Below are 22,821 nucleotides of genomic sequence, written 5' to 3'. Positions count from 1 at the left end.
CACTAGGGGTGAGCGTATGAGCATCGGAATTTTTGGCGCCGTCATCGCCGGTGTGCTGACCTTGATCAGCCCCTGTTCAGCGCTGTTGGTGCCGGCCTTCTTTGCCTATGCCTTTGAGTCGCAGCGCCAGCTGCTGCTAAAGACTGTGGTGTTTTTCTTAGGCCTGTGCACCACGCTCGTGCCCATCGGCATGGGGCTGGCTGCCTTGCTTGCACAATACCGCGGCCAGGTCATCACAGTGGCGGGCTGGATCATCATTGCGCTGGGAATCTTTACCGCCTTGGGAGGCGGTTTCCGCATCCCCGGCATGGATGCCCTGTCCGGTAAGGCGCGGGGAAGGGTATTTCTACTCGGCGCGGTCTATGGCTTCGCGGGCTTTTGCGCGGGCCCACTCTTGGGTGCTGTTCTCACCACGGCCGCTGCGTCCGGCAGCGCGCTCTACGGCGGGCTCATTATGGTGGCTTATGCCGCCGGCATGGCCGCACCGCTCTTTGTGCTCGCCGCACTGTGGGAACGCTTCGATGTAGGTTCGTGGTCCTGGCTGCGCGGGCGCGAGGTGGTACTCGGCCCCGTACGCACGAATACCCTGTCCATTGTGTCGGGCGCATTCTTCGTGCTCATCGGCGTGCTGTTCATTGTGAGCTATGGCAGCGCGACCCTGCCCGCGGTCTTAAGCACGGATGCGCAGTTCGCGGTGCAAGAAAAAGCCCGCGCCTTCAGCGCGGGCGTAGCGGATGCGTGGGTCTGGTTTGGACTCTCACTCGCTGCCACAGTAGCCGTGGGAGTGAAAGCAGCCCGCACGCCGGCCTAGGGCCGGCCGAGGACGGCCTAGAGCTTAGCTCTAGGCCAAGGTTTAAGGGTTAGTAACCGCGCTCGATGTACTCGTCGATGCGCGCCGCCTCCGCACCAATGGTGGTTTCATCGCCGTGGCCCGGCAGAACACGGGTCTCCGGCGGGAGGTTCAGCACGCGGTTGCGCAGCGACTCAATGATGACATCGAAGTCGGAGTACTTGCGGCCGGTGGCACCCGGCCCGCCATTGAAGAGGGTATCTCCCGACAGCAGCGTGGCCTCATCCGCGAGGTAGAGCACTACGCACCCCGGCGAGTGACCCGGTGTGTGGAAGACCACGAAGTCACTATCACCCACGGTGAAGAGCTGGTTATCCTCCAGGGGCACGAAGGTGGCATCCTCATGCGTTTCCTCCCACAGGGGACGATCATCCGGGTGCAGGTAGACGGACACACCGAAGTGCTCAGCCACCTGGGGTGCGAGCTCGCAGTGGTCGTTGTGCGCGTGGGTGAGGATAACGCCCTTGACGGTGCGCTGTCCTACCTCTTCGATGACGCGCTCGGCGTCGTGGGAAGGATCGATGATGTAGCACTCGGCGTCGCTTGACGCGCCACCAGCGGCCAGGATGTAGACGTTATTGTCCACGTCCCACTCACCGCCATCCAGGCGGAACTTTCCTGAGGTTACAAACTGTTCGATAATCATTTACAGCTCCACTACGGATCGAAGTACCTTGCCAGCCTTCATGGTAGCGAAGGCTTCCTCGACGTCGTCCAGGCCAACGCGCTCAGTGACGAAGTCCTGCAGCGGGAAGCGGCCCTGCAGGGAGAGGTCGACGTACATGGGGAAGTCACGCTCCGGCAGGCAATCGCCGTACCAGGAGGACTTCAGCGATCCGCCGCGGCCGAAGAAATCGATAGCCGGGACGTCGAAGCGGCTGGTGAGGTTCGGCACGCCCACCATGACCATGCGGCCAGCCAGGTCGCGGGAGTAGAAAGCCTGGCGGGTGGTAACAGGAATGCCCACGGCGTCGATTGCCACGTCGGTACCGAAACCATCGGTAAGCTCACGGACTGCCTCGATGACCTCGTCCTCAGACTTGTCCTTCGACGCAATGGTGTGGGTTGCACCGAACTTCTTAGCCAGCTCTAGCTTGTCTGGGTCGAGGTCCACGGCGATGACCTTGGAGGCACCCGCCAGCACCGCGCCGGCGATAGCCGCCATGCCGACACCACCGCAGCCAAAGACCACGACGGACTCGCCGCGCTGGACATCCGCAGTATTGACCGCAGCGCCCAAGCCTGCCATCACGCCACAGCCCAGCAGGCCCGCGGCCGCCGGATCTGCCTCCGGGTTGACCTTGGTGCACTGGCCTTCGTGGACCAGGGTCTTCTCGGCGAAGGAGCCGATGCCGAGCGCCGGGGTGAGCTCGGTGCCGGCGTCCTTATCCTCGTCCGCGAGCGTCATCTTCGCGGAGGCGTTGTGGGTGTTGAAGCAGTACTTCGGCTCACCCTTCTTACAAGCGCGGCACTCGCCGCACACCGCACGCCAGTTCAAGACCACGAAGTCACCGACCTCGACGTGGGTGACGGCATCGCCCACGCGCTCGACGACGCCCGCCGCCTCATGCCCGAGCAGGAAGGGGAAGGCATCCTCGATATCACCATCGCGATAAGCCAGGTCCGTGTGGCAGACGCCGCAGGCCTGAATCTTGACCACGACATCGTGCTCGCCTGGAGCGGGCACGACGATGTTAACGGTCTCGACAGGCTCTCCCTTGGCGCGCGCAATCACGCCGCGGACAACCTCCGAGCCTTGCTGAGAATTATTTTCATTTAGATTTTCATTAACAGTCATGTCCGCGAGGGTACGCGAAAGGCCCAGGCAATGTAGCCCGGGCCTAAAAGTCAGAAGAACACGTTTCTAGAAGCTAGCGAGGTGGTTGGCCACAAACTCGTGACCGCGCGCATTAATGTGCAGCGGCAGGTTGCCCGGCCCCGCAGAGAAGTCCACCAGACCCGCCCACTGGCGCTTGTCGGCGTCGGCACACATACCGCGATCCCAGGTCATCGGCTTCATGTCCACGAACTCAACTCCGGTAGCGCGCGCCAGGTCCACCTGCATCCACTGCGCGACGTTTTCATAGCGCTGCACCATCGGCAGGGCCGTGGCGTCGGCCGGCTTCGGGCCGAAGTGAAGGAGGCAGTAGCGGTCGCCCGAGCCAATGGTCGGGTAGCCGACAATCTGGATGCGGGCATTAGGTGCCGCCGCGCGAATCTTATGGATCAGCGGCGCATTGGCGCCGACCCAGCGGGCGCGCAGGTCGCCGCCGGAAAGCCCGGCGTTGTTATACGTATCGTTGAACCCGCTGGAGAAGAGCACGCGCTGGGTGTCCGCACTGAGCGCGCCACGGCGAATGGCATCATCGATCTGCGCATTCACCTGCGGACCCTGGGACATGGACACAGCACCGGAGCAGGAGAAGTCCGCCACCGGCATGCCCAGCTTGGCGGCGGTGCGCTTGGCATAGTTATTGCCGGACGGGCAGTCCAGGCTCGGGTTGCGCTGAGAAGAGCCCAATCGCGAGGACAGATACACATCCAGTTGCGGATCCGCCAGCACGGAATCACCGAAGGCAACGAGATTACGCTCGCCGGCAACAGCCTGGGGAGCTTGGGCCAATCCAACCGCCACGAGGAGGGCGGCGCAGAGGGTGGCAATGCGCTGAGTAGACTTCACGTGACTAATGTCCTTCCAAGAGAGTATGTTCTAGACCGAAACCATAATAGACTACGCTAGCGGTTGCAGCTTATGTAACAATAGCAACACCTGTAACAGGTTGTCGTTTTTATTGCGGCTCCCCCGCCGCCCCGTAACCTCTTTTCCCCTCTTATCGATGAGAACCTTATGAAGCTTTCTGATGTAACCTTTCACGCCGCTGCCCTCGGGCGTTTTATCCCCTCGCTGTTCCGCGCAGGCCTCATTAGCCCCGCCGGCGGCCCGCGGGCGGTGGCCTTGACCGCACCGGTTCTCGCGCGCTACCGCTTCACCACCGCCCGCGAAGTAGAGCAGGCATACATGACCTGCCCAGAACGCCTAGCGCTTATCGACGATGACGGGGCACTCACCTACCGCCAACTGCGCGATCATTCCCAGACCTTCGCGCGCTGGCTGCTTTCTTTGAGGCTCGATGAGATCCGCCTCGGTGTTATGGCACGCAATGGCCGCGGCATCATCACCCCGCTGGCCGCCAAAGGCTATGCGGGGGCACACATCTTTTTGCTCAACGTTGGATCTTCCCCCGAACAGCTCGCCGGATGCATCGAGGAAAACCGCATCAACGTGCTCGTTATCGACGATGAATTCATCGACCGTCTCGCCCCCGCCGACGGTCCTAATCCCACCAATAGCGCTAGCCCCATTGATGGCCTGCACGTCGTCATTGGCCACGAGTCCGGTGCGGAAATTCCCGCTGAGCTGGCGCAAGCGGCATCGCTGCGCAAGATCGTGGAGAACCCGCGGGACGTCGAGAAGCACAAGCTTCCCACCTGGCCCAAGCACGGGCATATCGTGCTGATGTCCTCCGGCACCACGGGTATTCCCAAGGGAATCATGCGCCCGGAGCCCACGCTGCCAGTGGTGGTTGCCTCCATCGTGGATGCGGTGCCGTGGCGCGGGGACCAAAAGGTGCAGATGACCGCCTCCATCTTCCACACGTGGGGCTGGGCCTGCCTTAACATCGCTCTGGGCCTGCGCAATACCATTGTCACCCGCCGTGTCTTTGACCCGGCGGCCGCACTCGATGATATCCAGCGCTACCAGCTCGATGGCCTGCTCTCCTCCCCCGTCTTCTTCCGCCAGATGGTTGAGGTTGACCCGGATTCGGCGTATGACACCTCAAGCCTGAAGTTCATTGCCTCCGCCGGGCACGCGCTGACCCCGGAGATTGTCAAGGAAACCCACGAGCGCTTCGGCCCGATTCTCTGCAATGTTTATGGCTCCACGGAGCTAGCACTGGCATCGACGGCCACCATGGAAGAGGTGGCTAAGGACCCGACCATCGGCGGCAAGATTGCCTCCGGCACCAAGCTGCGCATCCTCGATGAGGAAGGCAATGAGGTCCCGCGCGGCGAGGTCGGCGAGATTTACCTGACTAATTCCACCGCGCTCATTGGCTATACGAACCCGAAGATTCCGCTCAACAAGGTTGATGGCCTCATCTCCATCGGGGACTTGGGCTATATCGACCCCGACGGCTACCTGCACGTGGTGGGCCGCGCCGATGACATGATCATCGTCGGTGGTGAGAACGTGCACCCGCAGTCGGTGACGGAGGTTCTTGAGGCCATGCCGGGCATCGCGGAGGTGCACGCCGGCGGCGTGGAGGATGAGACCACCTTCCAGCGCATCGCCGTGTGGGCAGTAACCACGCGCGATGCCCTGGGCAACACCGTGACTGCCGATAGCATCCGCACCTGGGTTCGCGAGAACCTCGCCGACCACTCCGTGCCGCGCGACGTCCACTTCCTAGACAAGCTGCCGCGCAACGCCACGGGCAAAGTGGTGCCGCGCCTGCTGCACGACACCGACTAGCCCACGCTTTTAGACCCCCCAAGCCAAAACTGCCCTAGTTGCCAAAACCTTCGCTCCTCACCGCATGAAGCAGCATGGGTTTTGTCAACTAGGGCAGTTTTATGTCTGGGCTGAACCGAATCAGATTAGTTGCTGCGCTTGACGGTTGCGGCGACCTCGCCTGGCAGGGCATGGCCCTCGCGAGCAATGTCGACTCCGGCAACCTGCTTGGCCGTCGGGCACACCACCGGGGTGATGAGGTTGACGCCGCGCTCGCGCAGCTTGCTTGCCTCCACCGCGATGATCGGCGTGCCGGCAGTGACGGTATCACCCTTCTTAGCCAAGGCCGTGAAGCCTTCACCCTTCAACTCCACGGTGTCGATACCGATGTGGATGAGCAGGTCCAGCCCGTCTGCTGTCTTCATGCCAAAAGCATGGCGCGTCTTGAAGACCATGGTGATGGTGCCGTCTACTGGGGCGCAGACGTCGAAGGCATCGACAGCATCAGGCATAACCGCGAAGCCTTCGCCCACCATGCCCTGGGCAAAGGAGGCATCCGGAACCTGGGAGAGCTCAACGACGTCACCCGCGAACGGGGCGCGCACGTCGACATCCGCGTCATCGCTGCTGACGCGATTAGCGGAAGCGGCACCGGCGCTGGCTGGCACGCTGGCTGCAGCCCCCGCAGCTCCAGCCGCGCTCGCTGCACCAGTCGTGGCCAGGGCCGGGGAACCGTGGCGCAGCTGGTGGCTGACCTCGTCATACATGAACTGTACGGCCGGGCCCACGATGACCTGAACACTCTTCTCGGAGGGGTGGATGACACCGGAGACGGCGGCGCGTTTGATCAGGGAGTCGTCGACAAGCGCGCGGTCCTTCACACCCACGCGCAGACGCGTGGTGCAGTAGTCCAGTGAGTCGATGTTGTCTTTGCCGCCGAGGCCCTCGATGATGCGGGCGGCATCGGCTGCGGTCTTGTCATCGCCGGTAGCAGAATCCTCCACGTTGTCGGCTTCGTCCTCGCCGCGGCCCGGGGTCTTGAGGTTAAGCCAGCCGATGAGGAAGTAGAAGATGATGAAGTAGAGGAAGAAGAAGCCCACGCCCATCACCAGCAGCATGTACCACTTGTTGGCCAGCGGGTTCTGCGAAGAAAGCAGCATGTCCACAAAGCCGGCGGAGAAGCCGAAGCCAGCGGTCCACTCCATGGTGGAAGCGATGAAGACGGACAGGCCCATCAGCAGCGCGTGCACCACATAGAGCAGCGGGGCAACGAACATGAAGGAGAACTCCAGCGGCTCGGTCACACCGGTGAAGAAGGAAGCCAGGGCACCAGCAGCCATCAAGGAGCCGACCACCTTGCGCTTCTTCTTATCCGCACGCAGGTACATCGCGAGTGCCGCGCCCGGCAGACCGAACATCATGACCGGGAAGAAGCCCGCCTGGTAGCGGCCCACAACGCCCTCGACCGTGCACTGTCCATTCGCCCAGATGCCCGGGCAGTCCGCGGCGGAGGTGGCGGCTGCGGCTGCTTCGATGGTCTTTTGGCCCGCCTGGAAGTTGCCAATGTCGTTGATACCGATGACGTCGAACCAGAAGACGGAGTTCAACGCGTGGTGCAGGCCAGTCGGGATGAGCAGGCGGTTAGCCACACCATAGATACCGGCGCCCGCAGCACCCAGGCCCTGGATGGAGGTACCGAAGTTGAAGAGCGCGTTGTAGATGAACGGCCACACGAAGTAGAGGACGCCGGAAATCACCATGGCGATGATGGCGGTAAGAATCGGCACGAGGCGCCGGCCTGAGAAGAAGGCCAAAAAGTCCGGCAGCTTGGTGCCGTGGAAGCGGTTATAGACCCAGGCCGCCATGATGCCGGCGAGGATGCCAAAGAGGACGTTTCCGCCGCCCACGGCGTTCCAGCCCTCCGATGCCCAGTGCAGAGCCTCATCGCCGGTCAGCGCGGTGGGGTCTTCGATGCCGCGATAACCAGCCACGGCGTCGGGGCCGAGCAGCTTCATGAAGGTGGCAAAGGCCAAGAAACCAGAGAGTGCCGCAGCACCGTTGGAATCCTTGGCCAGGCCGAAAGCAATGGCGATGGCGAAGATCCAGCCCAGGTTGGCCAGGACCGCGTCACCGGAGCTAATCAGCAGCTGGGCGGCGAGGTTATCCGGGCCGGCGGCGCTGGAAATCCAGTAGCCAAGGCCACTGAGGATCGCCGCGACGGGCAGCACCGCCACGGCGCCCATGAGGGCTTTTCCGAGCCGCTGCAGCGGCCCCATGACATCTATTTTCATGTCTGAAACGTCCTTTCGAGAAGGGAAGTTATCGAATTAGAAAAAGGAGCTTTAACGCAGGCGATTCTGGTCCGCAAAGAGGTAGTACTCGCGGTCCTCCAAGAGGGCGGCAGCGGCTTCATCAACGATCACGGTTGCGTGCGGGTGCAGCTGCAGCACCGAACCAGGGCAGCGCGCTGAGAGCGGGCCCTCGACCATCGCTTGCACCGCGTTGGCTTTGTTGCTGCCGGTGGCGATGAGGAGCAGGTGGCGGGCCTCGCTAATCGTGCCCAAGCCCTGCGTCAACGCGTGGCGCGGAACCTCCTCTAGGTTGTCGAAGAAGCGGGAGTTATCTTGCACAGTCTGCGGGTGCAGGGCCACCACGCGAGTGCGCGAGGTCAGGGAGCTCGAGGGCTCGTTAAAGCCGATGTGGCCATTCGCACCGATGCCGAGCAACTGGATATCGATGCCACCGGCATTCCGGATGGCCTGGTCATAGGCGGCGGTGGCTGCCACGGGGTCGGCAGCGCTGCCCTCTGGGCTCTTGACCAAGGCATCATCGAAATCGACGTGGCTGGTGAAGTCACGGCGGATGGTGGCGTAGTAGGACTGCTCGTGTTCGGGGTTAAGGCCAAGGTACTCGTCGAGAAGAAATGCGTGGCTGCCCGCGAAGCTGACCTCGCCGCGCTCGTGGCGGGCGATGAGCTCCTTGTACGTGGCCACCGGGGTGGAACCGGTGGCCAGCCCCAGGGTGGCGGAATTGTTGGCGTAGCTTGCGAGGATATCGGCGGCCGCGGCGGCGACCTCGGCGGGGGTGGAGCGAATGAGGATGTCCATAATCTGCCTTCCTGATGTGAGTGAGAGTCTTGTTTAAAAGTTTATAAATTCAGTGCCACCGACCATGACGCGCACCGGTTCCAGCTGGGCATTGAGGCCCACCAGATTGGCGCGTGCGCCAACCGCGATGCGGCCTAGATCTTTGCGTCCCAGCACATCGGCGGCCGTGGTGGAGGTAAAACGCACCGCTTCGCCCAGACCATGGCGTGCGGCGAAGCTGGCGAATTGCTGGGCCAAGGTGGACGTACCACCCGCGATGGCGCCGCTGGGCACGCGCGCGACTCCCCCGCTCACGGTGACGGGGAGGGAGCCCAATTCATAGTCACCATCGGCCATACCGGCGGCCGCCATGGCATCCGTCACCGCGAAGGCGCGGGGGTTGTGAGCCATGTCCACGGTGCCGTCCACAAGATGCACGCCATCGGCGATGAGCTCGACAGCCACGTCCCCCGCCTTCGCCGCGGTGAGCAAAGCCGCGACCGTGCCCGGCGCGCGGTGGTGGATGGGCGGCATGGCGTTAAACAGGTGCGTGCCAGTCACGGTGACGCCGAGCTCCTTGGCCTGGGCGATAACCTTCAGCGTGGTGTCGTAATCGGCCTCGGTGTGGCCCAGGCTGGCAATGATGCTGTGCTCCGCGCAGACTTCGAGCAGCTTGTCGACGTTCTCCGTTTCCGGCGCAAAGGTAATCGAACGCAGGTGGCCGCGGGCCGCGGCGATGACCGCGCGGAAGAAGTCCGGGTCACCGGGCACGATGCGCGAAGGGTCCTGCGCGCCGCACTTGGCCGCCGCGATGAAGGGACCCTCCATGTGGATGCCGGCGATCTCGCCTTCTTCGGCCAGCTGAGCCAAAAGCTCCGCCCGAGCGCACAGTTCTTCTTGCGTCCCGGAGACCATACTGGCCAGCAGCGTCGTCGTCCCCTGCGCACGGTGGAAGCGGGCGGCGGCCAGGCACTGCTCATAATCGCCGTTGGGGAATCCCCCGCCGTTGCCGCCGTGGTTGTGCAGATCCACGAAGCCGGGCACCCACAGCAACGCATCCGGGTCCCCGGCGCGCCAGGCGGCCTCGGCTGCGGGAGCGTCGCCAAGCGCTATGCCCTCAATGTTCTCCCCGACCGTGATGCTCCCGGCGCGCAGCTCGAAGCGCTCATCGATGTAGAGGCCCTCGACGTGGCCTTTCGCCTCTGTCTGCATGACTCATTCGATTCTGCTTGTACGGGCTGGCGTGGCGCAGCCCGGTTGACAATTCACTTGAAATTTATCAGGGCTGCTGATTTTTGTGAATCACGCCTCCGCCGAAGGGGGTGTGTGAGCGCAGGTGACTTATAGTGTGCTCAAGAACCGAAGTCTGGGACTCTCCTCATCCCACAACGGTAGAGTTGACCACATTTAGCCCACCTGACCGTCCACCCAAATGGAGCTATCCTCATGGCCCACTTTTCTGCACGTCAGCTCAAGCTCTTCATGGGATTCTGGCCGCCCTTTCTGGGCGCTGGCATAAAGATCAAGGAATTCGCTGATGACGGCACGCGTGTCGTGGTCAGCCACAAGCCAAACATGTTGACCAAGAACGCCATGGGCGTTGCCTTCGGCGGCACGCTCTCCGCCATGACGGATCCCTTCTTCATGCTCGCCTCGATGCACCGTCTAGGCAAGGAGTACCGCATCTGGGATGCCGCTGGTGAGATTAAGTACCTCAAGCCCGGCCGTGGCACGGTCACCGCCGACATGCGCATTCCGGAGGAGACCTACGCGCTCATCGAAGAAAAGACGGCCAACGGTCAGAAGTACCTGCATTGGTTCGACGTCAACATCATCGATGAGGAAGGCGATGTCGTCGCTCATGTGCGCCGGCAGGTGTATTACCGACGCAAGCAGAAATAAGCAGCGAGTACGAAAGCCTGCGCGTCGTCGCAGACGCTGGGGTTACCGGAGTATTTCCCAAAAATTCTGGCGCCGAGTTTACCTGGTAGTTTGATTCCATTTTGTCCACACCGGGAAGTTATGTGTTGTGGAAGGCCTCGCGCCCAATTATCCTTGAGTCACAACGTCAACCCGAGAAGGATAAAGCTGGGTTCCCGAATGGGAGTAGGGCTTCGGCCTGAGAATTCCTTTGCTCCGAGGGTTGGCGTTTTTACTTTGTTCTCACCTTGGCGGCCTAAACGACAAAACGTGTTGTTTAGGCCGAACACTGTTCTAGCTGGGGCTTAATGGAGCCGCCTGCGAGAATCGAACTCGCGACCTTCTCATTACGAGTGAGATGCTCTACCGACTGAGCTAAGGCGGCACGATGCAGTGTGTATATGCACCGCGTGAGAGTCTAGCCTAGGCCAGGGCTGAGAAAGAAATCGGGCTGCTTGATGTGGGGCACGCACAGCAAATGCTGCAAGTTAGCGCGCACCGCAGGCTAGGCGCAGGCGGCCCACCATGCCGTCGAAAGCCACCTGCGGGGTGACGTTCTGCGGTAGCTGCTCGCGGCAGGTGCGGATGGCGGACTGGGCGGCCAGCAAGCCATCTTCGCTCACACGCTGGGCAAGTTCGCCGGCCAGGCCGGCGAAATCCGGGTGGGTCATCTCCACCTCGGCACCAACTTTGAGCATGAGTGCATCACGGTAGATGCCGGCGAGATCCACGAGGGCGATGTCGAGGCCGTCGGCGATGCGGCGCTTAGCGCGCTTCTTGTGAAGCTCCTCCATATCCTTCAGGGCACTGCGGGCGTCGCGCTGCGCCTTCGTCGCGCCCTTACCCTTGGCACCAACGCCGAAGGATTGTTCAATCTTGGATCGCTCCGCCTCCTCCGCCGCCGCGTGGGAGTCCTTGGCCTCCTTCTCAATGAATTTCAGCAGCGCTGTGACGGATTGAAAGGCCTGGGAGCCGTGAAAGACATCCTCGGCCAGGTTGATGGCCATGGCGCGGCGCTTCTGCGCGGCGGGTTCGTTGACCAGGTGTCGCGCGCGGCCCACATGACGCAGGGTGGTCACGGCGGCCAGGCGCGCGTCATCTTCACTAGCCCCCTCGGCGACGAGCTGCTTGACCACACCCTCCACGCTCGGCGCCGGGATATAAAGGTGGCGGCAGCGGGAACGCAGAGTGACCGAGAAGTCCTCCGGATCCTCCGAGGGCGCGACCATAATGATGACGGTGCGCTCCGGGGGTTCCTCTACGGTCTTCAATAGTGCGTTGGCGGCCTCGTTGCGGAGGCGATCTGCCTTGTTGAAGATGACCACGCGCCAGGGTGCAACACTCGGCAGGCTGGCCGCGCGCCCAATGACCTCGCGGGCCTCGCCGACCGTAATGAACTGCTCCTGCGGGTCCACGTAGACCAAGTCGGTGTGCTCTTGATTGTCCAGGACGCTTTGGCAGGAGGGACAGCGCCCGCATCCGGGGTTGCCGTTCTCGTCGGCAGAAGTGCACATGAGTGCTGCGGCGAAACACTGCGCCGCCAGCGAGCGGCCGGCACCGGGAGGACCGGTAAAGAGCCAGGAATGGCTCATCGCCCGCGGGTCACCTTCGCCCCGTGCCGCGCGGGCAGCACTGAGGATGGTGTGGGCGACGGAGGGGGCGTCGGCAAGCCTTTCTGCAACGCTTGATGTATTCACTCGCCCTAGCCTACTGGGATAACTAAAGTGAGTAACCATGAATAGACTGATGCGTGGCGCCCGCTGGTTATGGGGTACTCAATGGCCGATGTACGCCGCGCTCGTCCTTGGCTCCAACATCATCGGTGCCATTGCGATCATGACCTTCGTGGTCTTCTTTCTCCCCATGCCGGAGATCTCCGACTTCATCGCCCACACGCCCCACCTGTGGACCTATGGCACATTGTTCGTAACCTTCGCCGTCATCATCGGCATCGCGGTGACCCTGCGACTGTTCCGGCCGGTGCTGGACTGGCAGCGCAACCCCGATGACCATGATCCCAACATGGTGCGCAACTTGGTCCTGCGCATCCCGCTCTACCAATCTGGCGTGGCCGCAGGTGTCTGGCTGCTGGGCATTCTTTTGGCGGTGATATTAGCGGGCCAGCACTCGGCACGGCTGGCCGTGGTCGTCGGTGTTTCTGCTGCACTGGCCGGCGGCCTCATCGTTCTCCTGACATACCTGCAGGCGGAGCGCCTCGTGCGCCCCGTGGCGGCGGAGGCCGTTGCCCGCCGCTTTGAGGATTCCACCCTGGAGCCGCCGATTAAGTACCGTCTGCTTTCCACGTGGCTCATGACCTCCGGCATCCCGCTCATCGGCATCATCCTGGTGCACCTGGGACAGAAAATGGGGATGTTCACCGCCGATACCGCCGATATCATCCCCGCCATCATCGCGCTGAGCATCACGGCGCTGGGTACGGGGCTTATCGGCACCATGTTCGCCATGATGAGCGTGGTGGACCCCATCCTGGAGCTACAGGACGCCATCAACCGCGTGCGCCGCGGCGAGAACGACGTCCAGGTAGACATCTACGACGGCTCTGAGCTCGGTGTTCTTCAAGCTGGTTTCAACGAAATGATGCGCGGCCTGCGTGAGCGCCAGCGCGTGCGCGACATCTTCGGCCGCTATGTCGGCACTGAGGTGGCACAGCGCGCCTTGGAGGAGCGCCCGGAGCTGGGCGGTGAGGACCGCAAGGTGGCCGTGCTGTTTATCGACGTCATCGGCTCCACCACCTTCGCCGTCAACCACACCCCGGAGGAGGTCGTGGAGGAGCTCAACAAGTTCTTCGAGCACGTCGTTGAGGTGGTACACCGCAATAAGGGCATCATCAACAAGTTCCAGGGTGATGCTGCTCTGGCCGTGTTCGGTGCCCCACTGACGGTCTACGATGCCAACTCCATGGCCCTGCAGGCTGCCCGCGAACTGCGCCAGGAACTGCGCGGGCTGCGACTGCAGGCAGGCATCGGTGTGGCCGCGGGCCACGTGGTGGCCGGCCACATTGGTGGTGCGGACCGCTTCGAGTACACCGTTATTGGTGATGCCGTCAATGAGGCCGCACGCCTTACCGAGCTGGCCAAGGACACGCCCGGCCAAGTGCTCACCAACTCCGCCACGCTGCGCGGCGCTAACGAGGCCGAGCAAGCGCGCTGGACACTGATGAAGTCTATCGAGCTGCGCGGGCGTCGCCGCATGACGCAACTGGCGCGCCCTATCCGCCCGACGCTGGCGGAGCGCGCCCTCGGATAAATAAGTCTTTGTGATTCTGGTAGTTTCGGGGCCATGCCCCATCAGCCACACCAACCCCATCCGCCACGCCAGAATTCGAGTCCTCGCCTTCTCGTCCCCGACGTCGCCCGCGGCATGGCTCTGCTAGGCATTGCGCTGGCAAACGTCTGCACCGCGTGGATTATGAACGACGGCAATGGCCCCGATGCTTATTTCGGCGGCGTCGACTCCCTCGCAGACAAAATCTACGTGGTCTTTGCCGCGATGTTCATTCACGTGCGCGGCCTGCCGATGTTCTCCACGCTCTTAGGTTTCGGCGTGGGGCTTATCGCAATGAGCTTATGGCGGCGCGGCTTCCCGCTTCTCCGCGCACAAGCCGTGCTGGCAAAACGCTATGGCTTTCTCGCCCTGTTCGGCGTCTTGCACTGCCTCTTTCTCTTTTCCGGCGACATCATGATCCTCTATGGCGCGATGGGCATGCTCATCGCACTGCTGCTTTCTTTAACTGACAAGCTCCTCATGCGCGTGGCCTACGGGCTTTGTTCGCTGCTGGTTGTGTCGGGCATCGGAATGGGTATTGGGGCCGCATTCATCGATACTTCAGATTTCGATTTCAGCGGCTTTACTGCCGCCGACTCCTATTGGGAGCTGCTGGGTGAGCAGGCCATCATGGTCAGCGCCCAACTGATGTCCATCCCCCTAACCGGCGCCATGGTCCTGCCTGTCATGCTCGTGGGCTTCGTGTGGGCGCGCCGCGGCACTCTGGCCGGGGGCCATCATCGCGAGCTATGGGCGTGGACACTGGTGGCTGTAGCCATCATTCTCTTCCTCGGCCTGCCTTGGGGCTTGTCGACGATTGGGGTGCTGGATCCAGCGCTGGCAGATCCCCTCAACGCAGCAAATAGCTGCATCGGAATGCTCACCGGGCCGGGCATCGTGGCGGCGGCGACACTTGCCCTGGAACCCCTGCAGCGCCGTGGTGCGCGCCCGTGGTTCCTGTGGCCGCTCATCGCACTCGGCAAGCGTTCCATGACCGGCTATGTACTGCAGTCCGTGTTCTTCCTGGCGCTGGTCTACCCCTTCACCCTCAACATTGGACCGGAGTTCAGCGCCGCAGGCCAAGCAACGTTGGCCGCCGGGGTATGGCTAGCAACGCTTATCATCGCCTGCGCGCTCGAGGCCGCAGGCAAGCCTGGGCCCTTCGAGTGGGTGCACCGCCGCTTGTCCTACGGCAAGACAATGCGCCCGGAATTAGGTGCGGCGTCTAATCCCGGCCCTTCCGCGCCAACCCATCCACCAGCAGTACCAGGCCTACCGTCTGCGCCGCATCCAGGGCTCGGCCACGCAGGCCCGCATCCTGGCGCTGCTCAACCGGGTTCAGGACCGTCAGCGCCTCAGAGGCCAGAAGCAGGTTAGCGCCATGGCTCAGCCCTTGCGTGGCTTCGTCGGCGCGGAACTTCTCATCACCGGCTAGCGCGGAGAGAGCGGCCGCCGGGATTCCGGCGACGGCCGTGGCGAGGCGCTCACTCCGGGTGCGCGAGAGCGCAATGCCTGCGGCCCACGCTCCGGCGCGCAGACCCCAGCCCACCGCATCATTGCGCGCGCCGCGCAGCGCCCACGCGAAGGATGCGTATTGTGCGCTCACACACGTCACGCTGAACGTCGTTGGTGCACCGCGCTTGGCGGCCTGCCCCAGGGATGCGGCGATGAGCCCCACGCGGGTCTCCGGTGCGCAGTCCGGGCGCAGGGCCAGCAGCACGGGTACAGCGGCCGTCGTGGCCACACCGAGCGTGCGCCACTTAAACAGGCGTGACCAGACAGCAGTCTCCCCCGCAGCAAGCGCGCCGAGGGTGAAGTGATCGCGGCCAGTAAAGGCCGGGCCCGCCGCGCGCAGGAGAGCCTCGGTGCCTTCCTGGGTGCGGGCCACCATATCGCGGGCGAAGCTGGTCTTCATGTCCTGCTACTTCCTGCGCGATCCAGCCTTGACCACGTTCTTGGTGCCCGGCGAAGGCTTCTTCGTGGCCTTCTTGGTCGACTTCTTCGTGGCCTTCTTCGTCGATTTCTTAGTCGATTTCTTGGTGCTCTTCTTCGTCGATTTCTTCGCACCACCGTTCGCGGCGTCCTTGGCGCGGCGCTCGGAGAGGAGCTCGTTGGCGCGGGCGTCGGTAAGCTGCTCCGGGTCGTCACCACGGCGCAGCGAGGCATTCGTCGTGCCGTCGGTGACGTACGGGCCAAAGCGACCGTCCTTGACCGTCATCGGCTTACCGGACACGTCGTTATCACCCAGCTGCTTAATCGGCGGCTGCGCGGCCGCACGGCCGCGGCGCTTCGGCTCCGCGTAGATGCGGCGCGCCTCATCCAAGGTGATGGAAAAGATCTGCTCCTCCTTGGCCAAGGAACGGGAGTCCTTGCCCTTCTTTAGGTACGGGCCATAGCGGCCGTTCTGCGCGGTGATGACCTCGCCATCCGAGGGGTCCACGCCCACCTCACGCGGCAGACTCAGCAGCTTCAGTGCTTCCTCGAGGGTGACGCTGGCCGGCTCCATCGAGGCAAAAAGCGAGGCCGTGCCTGGCTTGAGCTTCTCCTCGACGTACTCAGCAATGCGCTTTTCCTTCTGCTTCGCCGCGGTCTTGGTCTCCCAGTTCTTCGCGCGCTTGCCCTCGGCGGCGCGCTGGGCGTCCTCCGCGGCGCGCTCTTCTTTGACGATCTCCTCGGCTTCGGCCTCGGCCTTCTCGCGCTCGTCGTCACGCACCTGCTCGGTCACGTACGGTCCGAAGCGGCCCTCCTTGGCCACGATGGTGCGGCCATTCTCCGGGTTCTGGCCCAGCTCGCGCCCGCCCTGCGGGGTGGCAAAGAGCTTCTCCGCCAAAGCCTCATTGAGCTCATCCGGGGTGACCGTCTCCGAGAGGTTAGCGCGCTGGTACTCCACCGTGCCATCCTCGTTGGTACCCACGGCGCGCTCAATATACGGCCCGTAACGGCCCACGCGCACGAAGACATCGCGGCCCTCAGCGTCGGTGTAAAGACGCAGCGAGTTGACCTGGCGGGCATCGATAGCCTCCAGGTTGATGTCCACCAGGGACTTCAGGCCGCCGTGGCGGGCAATGGATGCGGCCTTCCGCTCGCCGGCCTCCGTGTTGCCGAAATAGAAGTTAGTCAGCCAGTCCGTACCGTTCTCCGAACCGGCAGCAATGGCATCGAGCTCGTCCTCCATGGAGGAGGTGAAATCATAATCCACCAGCTCGGTGAAATTATTCTCCAGCAGGCCCACCACCGCGAAGGCAACCCACGAAGGCACCAGCGCGTTGCCGCGGGAGAGCACGTAGCCGCGGTCCTGGATGGTCTTGATGATGGAGGCGTACGTCGACGGGCGCCCAATGCCCAGGTCTTCCATCTTCTTGACCAAGCTGGCCTCGGTATAGCGCGCCGGCGGGTTGGTGGAGTGGCCGTCGGCAGTCACCGCAGCGGTCTTCAGCGTGTCGCCCTCGTTGAGGTGCGGCAGGCGCGACTCTTCCTTCGAGCCCTTCGCCGCCACGTCCTCATAGGCCTTGAGGAAGCCCGGGAAGGTAATCGTGCGGCCGGTCGCAGAAAAGTCCGCGTCGTGACCACCAGCGCTCACGGCCGCGGTCACCTTCATCGAGGTTCCCTTGGCATCGGCCATCTGGGAGGCCACGGTGCGCTTCCAGATTAGCTCGTAGAGCTTGTATTCCTCGGCGTCGAGCTGCCCGGCCAGCTGGCCCGGGGTGGCGAAACGTTCGCCGGCGGGGCGGATGGCCTCGTGGGCCTCCTGGGAGTTCTTCACCTTGCGGTCATACGTGCGCGGCCCATCCGAAACAAACTCCGCACCGAAGATGGAGGTGGCGGCCTCACGCGCGGCGCCTAGGCCCTGCTTGGACAGGGAGGTCGAGTCGGTACGCATATAGGTAATGTGACCGTTTTCGTAAAGACGCTGCGCAATGCGCATCGTGCGCTCCGAGGTGTAGTGCAGGCGGCGGCCTGCCTCTTGCTGCAGCGTCGAGGTCATAAACGGTGCGGAAGGTTTGCGCGAATAAGGCTTGTGCTCAACGCTGGCCACCGTCATGGTGGAGCCTTTCAGCGCGCTGGCCAGCTGCTCCGCCTGGGCCTGCTTGACGACGACCACCTCGTCGCTCTTCAGCTGCCCCCTATCGTTGAAGTCGCGGCCCGCGGCCACGCGCTTGCCGTCAAGGGCGCTCAAGCGTGCATCGAAATCTGGGGTGGACGTCAACGTTGCTGTGAGATCCCAGTACTCAGCAGGGATGAACGCCATGCGCTCACGCTCGCGCTCGACGATGACGCGGGTAGCCACCGACTGCACGCGGCCAGCCGACAGGCGCGGCATGACCTTCTTCCACAGCACCGGGGAGACCTCGTAGCCGTAGAGGCGGTCGAGGATGCGGCGGGTTTCCTGGGCGTCGATGAGGTTCTCATCGAGCTCACGAGTATTTTCCGCCGCCTCCAGGATCGCGGACTTGGTGATCTCGTTGAAGACCATGCGGCGCACCGGCACCTTGGGCTTGAGCACCTCGAGCAGGTGCCATGCAATGGCCTCGCCCTCGCGGTCGGGGTCTGTTGCGAGATACAGCTGGTCGCATTCCTTCAGCTTGGCTTTAAGGTCGGCGACCTTCTTCTTCTTGTCCTGGCTGATGACGTACAGCGGGGTGAAGTTATCCTCCGGGTTAACACCGAGGCGCGCCCAGGATTCCTTCTTATACTTAGCGGGGACGTCGGCAGCGCCGCGGGGAAGGTCCCGGATGTGGCCGACGGAGGCCTCAACAATGTACTTATCGCCGAGATAAGGCTGAATCTTCTTCGCCTTGGTTGCTGACTCGACGATGACCAGGGTCTTCCCCGGGCCGGTAGCTTCTGCCACTTCGACTTCATCCCTTCCGATGGTTAGTCCTCTGCTGGGCAATTGCCCCTAGAGTACACAGATAGAGGTTCACTCTAGTTATTCAGGCCAGTACGCGTCCACACAACAGGGGGTCTATACTGGCCGTCCGAGGATTCGCCTCACAGTACACAACCGGGAGACAGCGTGATTGCGTCTATTACTGCATGGTTCGAGGTCATCATGGCCACCCAGTGGATTTATCCGCTGGTGGGTTCGCTGATTTTCCTCGACTGCTTCTTCCCCGTGTTGCCTTCAGAGGTTCCCCTCAACATGGTTGGCGCTTGGTCTGGTTCCCAAGGTTTTCCCCACCTTCCCACCATGTTTTTCGTCGCGCTGGTTGCCGCCATTGTGGGGGATAACTTGTGCTTCTTTCTGGGAACGCGGCTCATTGGCCTTATAAATAGAGCCCAAAAAGGCACGAAGGCCTACGATGCCTTAACGTGGGTTAAACGCAACATTCGGCGCAGCGGCGGCGCGGCGATCATCATTGCGCGTTTCATCCCCTCGGCCCGGCTCTTCATGACGATTCTGCTCGGCTCGATGCGCTACCCGTGGCCGCTGTTTTTCTTCTTCGACACCTTCGGGGTGCTGCTGTGGGTAGCGCAGGCGCTAGCCATTGGTTACCTCGGCGGCGTGGCCTTCTCCGGCTCGCCCGCGATAGCCATGCTCATTTCCATCATCGCCGCGGTCATCATCGGCTTCGGCCTGCAAAAGGGGCAGAATAAGCTGCTGGAATGGTGGGATACCCGGCGCGGCTATGCCGAGTCCCCCTAAACCACCTCGACGTTGGTGGCCTGCTGGCCCTTAGCGTCTTCCCCAATCTCAAAGGAGACGCGCTGGTTATCTTCGAGAGTGCGGAAGCCGGTTCCTTGGATCTCGGTGTAGTGCACGAAGATATCGCCGGAGCCGTCCTCCTGCTCAATGAAGCCGTAGCCTTTTTCGGCGTTGAAGAACTTGACGGTACCGTATGCCATGATGAGTTGTCCTTTGCGGAAATAAAGTAGTGCAAACTAGTGCACCAGTGTGCCACGTTTGGACACCTACAGCAGATTAGTGGAGGCAAGCGTGAGTGAGAACCCTCTGGGTGAGGAGCTCGTCGAGCACCTTGTTGAGCGTTTCCCCGAGTCCGAGCTAACGCACTCCACCACCCTGCCCGCCCAGCCAGCGCGCTATGCCGAGTGGCCGGAGTGGGTCCTGCCGGAGTTGCGGGCGGCGTTGGAGGAGCAGGGTGTGGCCAAGCTCTATGCCCACCAGGTCGCCGTGGCACAGGCCGCGTGGGAGGGGCGCGACGTGGTGGTGTCCACCGGGACGAGTTCCGGAAAGTCGCTGGGCTACCGTTTGCCCATCCTGTCCCGCCTGGCGCAGGATTCGACCGCGTGCGCGCTCTACATCACGCCGACGAAGGCGCTGGGTTCGGACCAGCTGCGCGCGGTGCTGGAGCTCACGCAGGATATCGCCGTGCTTCGCGACGTCCACCCCGCCCCCTACGACGGCGACACCCCCACCGAAGCGCGCGCCGGCATCCGGGATCAAGCGCGGTTCATCTTTTCCAACCCGGACATGATTCATTCTTCTCTGCTGGGGGCGCATCAGCGGTGGGCGCGGGTGCTGAGGCACTTGAAATTCATCGTCATCGATGAGGCGCATGCCTACCGCGGGGTTTTCGGGGCGAACGTGGCGCTGGTGGTGCGGCGTTTGCTGCGGCTGTGCGAGCACTATGGCTCGCGGCCAGTCATTATTGCGGCTTCGGCGACCATGCGGGATCCGGCGCGGCATACCGCGCGGCTGACGGGGCGCGAGGTGCTCGCGGTGACCGAGGATGGCGCGCCGACGGGTGCGCGGACGGTCGCGCTGTGGGAGCCGGGCTTCATGGAAGGCATCGAAGGGCAGAACGGTGCCCCGGTGCGTCGCGCCGCTACGACGGAGGCAGCGTGGATGATGGCCGCGCTGGTGGCGCAAGGCGCGCGGACGTTGACCTTTGTGCGCTCGCGGCGCGCGGCAGAGACCACCGCGCTACGGGCAGCGGAGGAGCTCTCCGGGAGGCTGGGCAGGCCGGATTTTGCGCGCCGGATTGCGGCCTACCGTGCGGGGTACTTGGCTGAAGACCGCCGCGCGCTGGAGCAGGCACTGGATGATGGTTCACTGCTCGGTGTGTCCACTACCTCGGCTTTGGAACTGGGCATTGACGTCGGCGGGCTGGATGCCGTGGTCACCGCTGGGTTCCCGGGTACGGTCGCCAGCTTTTGGCAACAGGCAGGACGCGCGGGCCGCCGCGGGCAGGGCTCTCTGGTGGTGTTGGTAGCCCGCGATGAACCGATGGATACCTACCTGGTTCACCACCCGGAAGCGCTGTTGGGCCGGCCGGTCGAGGCCAGCGTGTTCAACCCCGCTAACCCTTATATCCTGGGCGGACACGTGTACTGCGCGGCGGTAGAAAAGCCGCTGAGCGACGCCGACGTGACCGCCTTCCACGCCGAGGACGTGGTCCACGACCTAGCCCAGCAGGGCCTGCTGCGCCGGCGTCCGCAGGGCTGGTTTGCCGCTCCCCTGCCCGCTGGCTCCAGCGAGCTCACCCCGGAGACCGCGCACACGGCCGTCTCGCTGCGCGGCGGCTCAGGCGAGGAGGTCATGATTGTCGATTCTTCCGACGGCCGCCTGCTCGGCACCATCGATGCAGCCCGCGCGGTCAGCCAGGTACATCCCGGCGCGGTGTACCTGCACCGCGGTGAAAGTTTCGTGATCGAGGAACTTCACCTCGGCGGAGGCGATGGTGGCGCAGCTCCCGCCGAGCCAGGCGTAGCCCTCGCCGTACCGAAGACGCCGGACTACACCACGCAGCCGAAGTCCACGACGGATATCCGCATCCTGCGCGAGGCCGATGACTTGGTGAACTACGCCCCCGGCCTGTGGGTGGCCAGCTTGGAGGTGGAGGTGACCGACAAGGTCACCGGCTACCAGGTTCAGCTTCCCGATGGCTCCGTGGGCGAGGATATCCCCCTTGACCTGCCGGAGCAGCGCCTGGTGACCCGGGCGGTGGCCTACACCATCGATCCGCTGGCACTCGCAGCGATGGGAGTCACCGCCGGGCGCACGCCAGGCACCCTCCATGCGGCCGAACACGCCGCCATTGGGCTGCTGCCGCTCATTGCCACCTGCGACCGCTGGGACATTGGTGGTGTGTCCACCGCCCAACACGCCGATACGGGCTTGCCCACGGTTTTCGTTTACGACGGCCATCCCGGCGGCGCCGGCTTCGCCGAGGAAGGCTTCCGGCGTTTCCCCGAGTGGATCAAGGCTACCTTTGAGGCCGTGCGCTCCTGCCCCTGCGAGTCCGGGTGTCCGTCGTGCGTGCAATCCCCCAAGTGCGGCAACGGCAATAACCCTCTGGACAAGGCGGGCGCGGTAGCGCTGCTCGGCGCGCTGGTCACCATGACCTCCTAGACCGGACCAGCGCGGGCGATGGCGCTGCGCCCGCGCAGCCGGGCAGTCACCTCCACGTCGCGCCCCTCGATATCGCAGGAGTCGAGTTCCGCGCCATTGAGCGCGGCAACCTCCTCAGCTTTCGTGCAGGCGTCCCTGCCCTTGGCCACCTCCCACGCCCCCGATACCGCAGCGAGATCCGCCGCCACCTGCGCTTCGTGCCGCGCCACAACGAGTGAGGCAATGGCCGCGACCGCCAACAACAAAGAAGCTACCGCGGCGATGATCCCGGCGGCAACGACGGTGGCATAGCCCTCCTCGCCCGCCAGGATCCGCGCCCAGCTGCGCTGATGACGACTCATGGCTGCGCCCCTGCGGCCCCACCGGCTGCCATCTCCGCGGGAAACACCGCCTGCGCGCGCATGGTTCCCAGGGGTGCGGGCACGGCGGCCTCAGCGGTCATGAGGCCGGAGCCTTCGCTCACGGTCACCGTCACTCCTTCGCGCTGAAAGTCCACGCCGATGGCGGCGGAGCGAGCTGCAGCGCCCGCGGCGTCAACGGCAGCGAGGTGGGCCGACAGCGTGGCGATGCCACCCACGATTCCCGCCGCAACGATGACGAGCGCGGACAGCGACAGGGCCGCCTCGATGGTGACGGAGCCGGCGTCATCCAGCGCGCGCATTAGCCCGGGGTGTTAGACAGCGCGTCGGTGATGATGGAGGTAATGGCGCTGGTTACTTCACCGCCATTGACCACGGCATAGAGCACCGCGGCAAGCGCTGCAGCCGCGAGCGAACCCATAGCGTACTCAATCGTAGACATACCATCATCATTTCCTAATAGTGACTGGTAGTTTAACTTTTTCTGCATGTTT

The 22,821-nt window shown here is 63.4% G+C and carries 19 protein-coding genes and 1 tRNA gene; 7 read left to right on the top strand and 13 right to left on the bottom strand.

Going from position 1 to position 22,821, the window contains the following annotated elements:
- Positions 1 to 16: 16 nt before the first annotated feature.
- Positions 17 to 811, top strand: coding sequence for a cytochrome c biogenesis CcdA family protein (locus CAURIM_RS01265; RefSeq protein ID WP_201828767.1), 795 nt, complete (start codon positions 17 to 19; stop codon positions 809 to 811).
- 49 nt (positions 812 to 860) lie between these two features.
- Here CAURIM_RS01265 and CAURIM_RS01260 read toward each other — a convergent pair whose 3' ends face one another.
- The 3 genes from CAURIM_RS01260 to CAURIM_RS01250 all read right to left on the bottom strand — a co-directional run bounded on the left by CAURIM_RS01260 (position 861) and on the right by CAURIM_RS01250 (position 3,530).
- Positions 861 to 1,496: an MBL fold metallo-hydrolase gene (locus CAURIM_RS01260; protein ID WP_201828768.1), complete on the bottom strand. Its 636-nt coding sequence runs from the start codon at positions 1,494 to 1,496 to the stop codon at positions 861 to 863.
- Positions 1,497 to 2,648 (bottom strand): S-(hydroxymethyl)mycothiol dehydrogenase, encoded by a 1,152-nt coding sequence (locus CAURIM_RS01255; protein ID WP_201828769.1) that lies wholly within the window; start codon positions 2,646 to 2,648, stop codon positions 1,497 to 1,499.
- A gap of 66 nt (positions 2,649 to 2,714) precedes the next feature.
- Positions 2,715 to 3,530, bottom strand: coding sequence for a GDSL-type esterase/lipase family protein (locus CAURIM_RS01250; protein ID WP_201828770.1), 816 nt, complete (start codon positions 3,528 to 3,530; stop codon positions 2,715 to 2,717).
- A gap of 168 nt (positions 3,531 to 3,698) precedes the next feature.
- Here CAURIM_RS01250 and CAURIM_RS01245 point away from each other — a divergent pair, with 168 nt between their 5' ends.
- Positions 3,699 to 5,384, top strand: a complete 1,686-nt coding sequence (locus CAURIM_RS01245) for an acyl-CoA synthetase (protein WP_201828771.1) — start codon at positions 3,699 to 3,701, stop codon at positions 5,382 to 5,384.
- Positions 5,385 to 5,509: 125 nt separating this feature from the next.
- On the opposite strand, the gene nagE is transcribed toward CAURIM_RS01245, so the two are convergent.
- From nagE to CAURIM_RS01230, 3 genes are read right to left on the bottom strand one after another with little or no spacing between them, the layout of a single operon-like run.
- The gene (gene nagE, locus CAURIM_RS01240; RefSeq protein ID WP_201828772.1) at positions 5,510 to 7,654 is read right to left on the bottom strand and encodes an N-acetylglucosamine-specific PTS transporter subunit IIBC; all 2,145 of its coding nucleotides are present in this window, start codon (positions 7,652 to 7,654) and stop codon (positions 5,510 to 5,512) included.
- 51 nt (positions 7,655 to 7,705) lie between these two features.
- Positions 7,706 to 8,470: a glucosamine-6-phosphate deaminase gene (gene nagB, locus CAURIM_RS01235; RefSeq protein WP_201828773.1), complete on the bottom strand. Its 765-nt coding sequence runs from the start codon at positions 8,468 to 8,470 to the stop codon at positions 7,706 to 7,708.
- A gap of 33 nt (positions 8,471 to 8,503) precedes the next feature.
- Positions 8,504 to 9,661, bottom strand: a complete 1,158-nt coding sequence (locus CAURIM_RS01230) for an N-acetylglucosamine-6-phosphate deacetylase (protein ID WP_201828774.1) — start codon at positions 9,659 to 9,661, stop codon at positions 8,504 to 8,506.
- A gap of 234 nt (positions 9,662 to 9,895) precedes the next feature.
- On the opposite strand from CAURIM_RS01230, the gene CAURIM_RS01225 reads away from it, so the two are divergent.
- The gene (locus CAURIM_RS01225; protein WP_201828775.1) at positions 9,896 to 10,351 is read left to right on the top strand and encodes a DUF4442 domain-containing protein; all 456 of its coding nucleotides are present in this window, start codon (positions 9,896 to 9,898) and stop codon (positions 10,349 to 10,351) included.
- Between the two features lie 327 nt (positions 10,352 to 10,678).
- Here the strand turns inward: CAURIM_RS01225 and CAURIM_RS01220 are convergent.
- Positions 10,679 to 10,754: transfer RNA gene (locus CAURIM_RS01220), tRNA-Thr, on the bottom strand.
- A gap of 103 nt (positions 10,755 to 10,857) precedes the next feature.
- On the bottom strand, positions 10,858 to 12,105 hold the full coding sequence (locus CAURIM_RS01215) for a DNA polymerase III subunit delta' (protein ID WP_083276410.1): 1,248 nt from the start codon (positions 12,103 to 12,105) through the stop codon (positions 10,858 to 10,860).
- Between CAURIM_RS01215 and CAURIM_RS01210 the strand changes: the two genes are divergently transcribed.
- Both CAURIM_RS01210 and CAURIM_RS01205 read left to right on the top strand, forming a co-directional pair.
- Positions 12,104 to 13,636, top strand: a complete 1,533-nt coding sequence (locus CAURIM_RS01210) for an adenylate/guanylate cyclase domain-containing protein (protein WP_201828776.1) — start codon at positions 12,104 to 12,106, stop codon at positions 13,634 to 13,636. The genes CAURIM_RS01215 and CAURIM_RS01210 overlap by 2 nt on opposite strands.
- 33 nt (positions 13,637 to 13,669) lie before the next feature.
- Positions 13,670 to 15,031, top strand: coding sequence for a DUF418 domain-containing protein (locus tag CAURIM_RS01205; protein ID WP_201828777.1), 1,362 nt, complete (start codon positions 13,670 to 13,672; stop codon positions 15,029 to 15,031).
- A 544-nt stretch (positions 15,032 to 15,575) separates the two neighbouring features.
- Here the strand turns inward: CAURIM_RS01205 and topA are convergent.
- A complete protein-coding gene (topA, locus tag CAURIM_RS01200) occupies positions 15,576 to 18,506 on the bottom strand; it encodes a type I DNA topoisomerase (protein WP_201828778.1) in 2,931 nt (976 codons plus the stop codon).
- 201 nt (positions 18,507 to 18,707) lie between these two features.
- Between topA and CAURIM_RS01195 the strand changes: the two genes are divergently transcribed.
- Positions 18,708 to 19,301 carry a DedA family protein gene (locus CAURIM_RS01195; protein ID WP_371325890.1) on the top strand — a complete coding sequence of 198 codons (594 nt, stop codon included), beginning with the start codon at positions 18,708 to 18,710 and terminating at the stop codon, positions 19,299 to 19,301.
- Here CAURIM_RS01195 and CAURIM_RS01190 read toward each other — a convergent pair.
- Positions 19,298 to 19,501: a cold-shock protein gene (locus CAURIM_RS01190; protein ID WP_010189920.1), complete on the bottom strand. Its 204-nt coding sequence runs from the start codon at positions 19,499 to 19,501 to the stop codon at positions 19,298 to 19,300. The genes CAURIM_RS01195 and CAURIM_RS01190 overlap by 4 nt on opposite strands.
- Positions 19,502 to 19,592: 91 nt before the next feature.
- Here CAURIM_RS01190 and CAURIM_RS01185 point away from each other — a divergent pair, with 91 nt between their 5' ends.
- Complete coding sequence (locus CAURIM_RS01185) at positions 19,593 to 21,968, top strand: DEAD/DEAH box helicase (RefSeq protein ID WP_201828779.1); 2,376 nt, start codon at positions 19,593 to 19,595, stop codon at positions 21,966 to 21,968.
- Here the strand turns inward: CAURIM_RS01185 and CAURIM_RS01180 are convergent.
- From CAURIM_RS01180 to CAURIM_RS01170, 3 genes are read right to left on the bottom strand one after another with little or no spacing between them, the layout of a single operon-like run.
- The gene (locus CAURIM_RS01180; RefSeq protein ID WP_201828780.1) at positions 21,965 to 22,309 is read right to left on the bottom strand and encodes an Rv3654c family TadE-like protein; all 345 of its coding nucleotides are present in this window, start codon (positions 22,307 to 22,309) and stop codon (positions 21,965 to 21,967) included. The genes CAURIM_RS01185 and CAURIM_RS01180 overlap by 4 nt on opposite strands.
- Positions 22,306 to 22,629 carry a hypothetical protein gene (locus CAURIM_RS01175; protein WP_070645699.1) on the bottom strand — a complete coding sequence of 108 codons (324 nt, stop codon included), beginning with the start codon at positions 22,627 to 22,629 and terminating at the stop codon, positions 22,306 to 22,308. The genes CAURIM_RS01180 and CAURIM_RS01175 overlap by 4 nt, the downstream gene beginning before the upstream one ends.
- Positions 22,629 to 22,817 (bottom strand): DUF4244 domain-containing protein, encoded by a 189-nt coding sequence (locus CAURIM_RS01170; RefSeq protein WP_070645697.1) that lies wholly within the window; start codon positions 22,815 to 22,817, stop codon positions 22,629 to 22,631. Before CAURIM_RS01170 ends, CAURIM_RS01175 begins: the two co-directional genes overlap by 1 nt.
- Positions 22,818 to 22,821: the final 4 nt, after the last annotated feature.

The sequence above is a fragment of the Corynebacterium aurimucosum genome (assembly GCF_030408555.1).
Classification (GTDB): domain Bacteria; phylum Actinomycetota; class Actinomycetes; order Mycobacteriales; family Mycobacteriaceae; genus Corynebacterium; species Corynebacterium aurimucosum.
Note: the sequence above shows the minus strand (reverse complement) of the source record. Positions and strands in the feature narration are given on the sequence as shown.